The sequence below is a fragment of the Corallococcus exercitus genome (assembly GCF_003611585.1).
Classification (GTDB): Bacteria; Myxococcota; Myxococcia; order Myxococcales; family Myxococcaceae; genus Corallococcus; species Corallococcus exercitus.
Map to the genome: position 1 here is coordinate 1 of NZ_RAVW01000584.1, position 4,623 is coordinate 4,623.

Annotated in this window: 4 protein-coding genes; 2 read left to right on the top strand and 2 right to left on the bottom strand. The window is 72.2% G+C overall.

Annotation, left to right across the window (positions count from 1 at the left end):
• Window positions 1-902: hypothetical protein (locus D7W79_RS39050; RefSeq protein WP_120530313.1), on the top strand; the 902-nt coding region annotated here is incomplete at its 5' end.
• 76 nt (window positions 903-978) lie between these two features.
• Window positions 979-1,371, top strand: coding sequence for a hypothetical protein (locus tag D7W79_RS39055; RefSeq protein ID WP_120530314.1), 393 nt, complete (start codon window positions 979-981; stop codon window positions 1,369-1,371).
• A gap of 72 nt (window positions 1,372-1,443) precedes the next feature.
• Here D7W79_RS39055 and D7W79_RS39060 read toward each other — a convergent pair whose 3' ends face one another.
• Both D7W79_RS39060 and D7W79_RS39065 read right to left on the bottom strand, forming a co-directional pair.
• A complete protein-coding gene (locus D7W79_RS39060; protein ID WP_120530315.1) occupies window positions 1,444-3,006 on the bottom strand; it encodes a carboxylesterase/lipase family protein in 1,563 nt (520 codons plus the stop codon).
• A gap of 138 nt (window positions 3,007-3,144) precedes the next feature.
• Window positions 3,145-4,581 (bottom strand): AcvB/VirJ family lysyl-phosphatidylglycerol hydrolase, encoded by a 1,437-nt coding sequence (locus D7W79_RS39065; RefSeq protein ID WP_244222219.1) that lies wholly within the window; start codon window positions 4,579-4,581, stop codon window positions 3,145-3,147.
• Between the last annotated feature and the right edge of the window lie 42 nt (window positions 4,582-4,623).

Consider the following 4,623-nt stretch of genomic DNA (forward strand, 5'->3'; position numbering starts at 1 on the left):
CCTTCGAGTCCGCCCCGGCCACCCGCCGTGGCGGCCCCGCGCTGGGGGGCGCGACGCCCACGGCCACGCCCACCCCGGTGGGGACGGCCGGCACGACGGTGCAGACGAACGGCGGCACGGTGGCGGACTACCAGGTGGGTCCTCCGCGGCGCCCGGACATCCACCACGACAACGGCTTCCTGCAGAACCCCAACGACCCCAACGACCCGAACCCCATCCCCACGGAGAGCCCGGGCCTGGGCGACTACGCGGCGCGGGCCGAGTGGGAGCTGAAGCTCAGCGCCGCGCGCGCCGCCCAGGGCATCCCGGGCGTGCCGCACAACAACATCCCGGACGGCCTGGACACGTACGACCACTTCCTGCACGGCAACGGCGCGGACCGGCACTTCGACTACGAGCGCTTCGTCAGCACGGACCCCGCCGGCCAGGCGGTGCTCACCAACTCCACGCGCGACACGCAGCAGGCGGCGGAGGCGACCTACAACCAGATGATCGCCCAGGACCCGTCGCTGGCCGGCAAGCCGGTGACGTTCCAGATCACCGGCTCGCAGATTGGCGTGGGCTCCAGTGAGCAGTTCCCCTACCCGGAGACGGAGAACTGGCAGAAGGCCATTGGCGGCCACTCCATCTGGAACAGCGCGACGGTGACGGTGTACCCGCCGGAGACGCCGGGCGGAAAGCCCCGCTTCGAGATGGACATGACGCTCCACGCGGAGGACCGCTACAACTTCAACCCGGGCCAGCAGGACATCAACACCGGCACGCCGGACGCGGCCAACGGCCGGCTGGAGCGCACGGGCCTGGGGCACCAGTACACGAACTACGGCACGCTCCAGCGCCACGTGACGTGGGACCAGGGGAGCCCCGAGAATGCGACGTCGCGTCCCATCGGTGGCCGGTAGGCGCACGCTGGCTACCACCCTGCTCGTGGGGTGTGTTTCGCTGGCCTGCGACAAGCCCTCAGGGGGGAGTGCATCCATGACGACACAGACGGCCGCGCCCGCGGCGAAGACGGGGACGGACCTGGAGACGTTGGAGAAGACCGTGACGCTGCCGCGCCGCCCCCAGGCGGTGCAGTGGCGCCAGTCCGCGCGGGGCGTCCCGGGCGGACTGGGCCCCACGGACACGCAGTTGCTCGCGGTGCTGGAGTACCCGGCGGCGGAAGGCCAGGCGCTCCAGGCCGCGCTGAAGCCCACGCGGCTGACGGTGAAGGTGGACGACGGCGGCTGGCTGCCGGCGGCCACCCGTGACGCCCTCAAGGGCGCCACCGCCTACGACGCGGCGCCCTTCTTCAAGGGCTCGCTGCGCCAGGGCACGGTGTTCCAGCTGCCGGACTCCAGCACCTTCGTGCTGGTGCTCTTCAGCAGCTAGGCCGCGCGCGAAGAAGGAAACAGCAAGGGGTCCGGCCGCGAAGGTCCGGGCCCCTTTCTTTTTTCGCGCGAGCTACGGCGTGCCTTCGGGCCGGGACTTCTTCTGCGGCATGGCGCCGTGATGGCTGCCGCGCTGGGTGCCGGGCTTGTCGGCCGTGTCGCTGTCCGCGCCGCTGATGATGGCGCTCACCAGCAGGAAGGCGTTGAGGCGCAGCTGCATGAAGTTGGTCTCCACCTTCGGCGGCTGCTGCATGCGCAGGGTGCGGTCCTCGCCCTGCTGGTGCCGGGGCCACTCGGTCGCGGACGCGGGCGTGCCCGTGCGGGCGAACTGGAGCATCCAGCCGCTCACCTGGCGTGAGTACGCGCGGTCCTCGTCCGTGACGACGTCCTGCGTGGGCGGGCAGCGGGCCACGGTGTCCAGGGAGTACGGCACGTCCGAGCCGTGCGGGACGCCGTTGGGGTGCTGCGGCCGCAGCGCGGTGGCGGTGTAGTCGAAGTAGAAGCGCCACGCGTCGGAGACCTTCGTGTGCAGGTCCGCGATCTGCCGGGGGATGAGCGTGAAGACGATGTCGCGGCACACCTGCCGGGCCAGCTCCTCGTCGGGCTTCACGCCCGGGTAGAGCAGGCCGATGGGCACGTTCTGGTCGCGCAGCGTCTGGAGGACGTCCATGGGGTCGCGCCCCATGGCCTCCATGACGCTCACGTCATCGCTGGTGCTGCCCAGGATGAGCGGCACGCGCGCCTGCTGCTGCGCCTTGAAGGTGGACAGGATGGACTGGGGCATCACCGTGTCGCCGCACACGGCCACCGGCGCCAGCGAGTGCTCCGGCGGCTGCTGCCAGAAGGCGTCCGCGGGCAGCTTGCGCAGGCGCTCCGGCGTCGCGTCCGCGTCCGCCACGCCCATGCCGCGGATGAGCGCCTCGCCCTTGAGGAGCGCCGCCTCCAGGGGCATCTCATCCAGGCCGTACACGCTCATCGCCACGCCCCGGTGGAAGAGGGGCCGCGCGGCCTCCATGCAGAAGAGGGACAGCACGCTCTTGGCGCCCGCGGACTGGCCGATGATCGTGACGTTGTTCGCGTCCCCGCCGAACTTCGCGATGTTGCGGTTCACCCACTGGAGCGCGGCGAGCTGATCCAGCAGGCCGAAGTTGGCCGCGCCGCCACCCGGCTCGCGCTGGAGCGCCGGGTGGGCCAGGAAGCCCAGGTGGCCCAGGCGGTAGTTCAACGTGACGAGGATGGCGTCCCGGGACGCCATGGGCACGCCGTTGTACGGAGGCAGGCCGCCCGCGCCAATCACATACGCGCCGCCGTGGATCCACACGATGACGGGCAGCTTCGCCTGGGCGTCCACGCGGGGCGTCCAGACGTTGAGGTAGAGGCAGTCCTCGCCCATGGGGACCGGATCGCCGCCACCGCCCGCGATGCAGGCCTCGCGCGACTGGAGCGAGGAGTTGCCGCACTTCGAAGCCTGACGGATGTGCTTCCACGGCACGACCGGAGCGGGCGGGCGCCAGCGCAGCGCACCCACCGGAGGCTGGGCGTATGGAATGCCCTTGAAGGCATACACCCCTTCCTCGACGATGCCTTGAAGCTGTCCTTCGACGGTGCTGACGACGGGAGCAGACTGCTGGACCATGTTTGGAACCCCCCACGAAGCCCGGCACGCCACAACCGGGCGGGAGCGAAGTAGAGGGTTGGACCCTGCGAGTCAATGCAGTGAGACCCAAAGACTATCACGCGTCCGCAACGCGACGACCTCCCAGACTCCGGAGCATCAGGGCAATGCCATACCGAGTTCCCTCAGCACGAGACGCGCGATGGAGTCGTAGTCCCCGTCGAAGTGGTGCCCGCCCTTGAGCAGCAGGGCGCGGACGCCGGGCACGCCGGACAGCGTGGGACAGAGGCTGTCGGACAGCTCCTCGTCGCCATACAGGCAGAGCAAGGGCATCCCCTTCAGGGCCTGCACGTCCGGGAGCACCGCGTTCGTGGGCCGGCCCTTGCCTCCGAAGATGTCGGTGACGTGCACCTCGAACTCCGCCTCCTTGCCGGGCGCGAGCAGCACGGACAGCCGCACACGGCCGCGCAGCTCCTCCGGCAGTCGCGCGGCGATGGCCGGCACCACGTCCGCGCCGCGCGAATAGCCCACCAGCACCACGCGCTGCTTGCCCCAGACGGCCAGGAAGTGACGCAGCACGCGGGCCACGTCCGCGGAGGTCTGCTCCGGCGTGCGGCGCTTCCAGAAGTAGCGCAGCGAGTTGAAGCCCACGACGGGGATGCCCTGCGCGGCGAGCGACTGGGAGACCGCCTGGTCCAGGCTCGCCCAGCCTCCATCGCCGGTGACGAAGAGGGCCAGCGTGTCGCCGGGAGGGGTGGACGTCGCGGGGACCTCCACCAGCGGCAGCCCGTCCACCGACGCATCGCCCGCGAGCGCTCCCGGGCCCGCGTCCGGCGGGGGCGGGGCCGTGGACACCCGCGGCGGGTGCTCGGCGGCGAGCGGCTCCGAGGCGGCGTCATGCGCCGCCAGGAGCGCGCCCTGCCACGCGCCCACGGGCATCCGGTCCAGGCCCGGCCCCGGCACCGGCAGCACGCGGGCCGTCTTCAGGGCATGGGTGAAGTCGTGCGCGGCCTTCACCGGGTGGCCCGCGTCGTGGTCCGCGACGAGCAACACCCAGGGCTCCTTCAGGGCCCGCGCCGGGGCCAGCCGCTCCCGCGTCCCCTTGCCGCTCCGCGAGCGGACGAGCCCCGCGCCCGGACAGAAAGCCACGGACGTCGCCAGCTCCGGGGTGAAGTCCACGCTCACCGCGCCCCGGAACGTCCCCGCCGGGGCCTGGGCCAGGGCCGCGTAGGCCAGCGCCGCGCCCGTGCCGTCCCCCACGAGGACGGGGTGCAGGTACTCGGGCAGCTCCGCGTGCTGCTGGTAGCCCTGGCTCAGCACCTCCAGGTCGCCCGCCGGGTACGCGCACCGCGCGCTCTGCTCCAGCGCGTGCAGGTAGGCCCTCGCGTCCACCGCGAGCACCAGCGCGTCGTGCGAGGCCAGCGCCAGGGCCAGCGCCCCGCCCCGGCCCTGATCCGCGGGCCCGTCCGCCAGGAGCAGCACGACCGTCCTGGGGGCGCCGGGGGGCGTCACCACCGTGACGTGGCCGAAGCGGCCTCCCGGGTGCAGCGTCTCCACGCGCGGCACGGCCGGTGACGCGGGCGGGCGCTCCGCCACCGGAGCCTGGGCTGGCTCTTATACACATCTGACGCTGCCGAC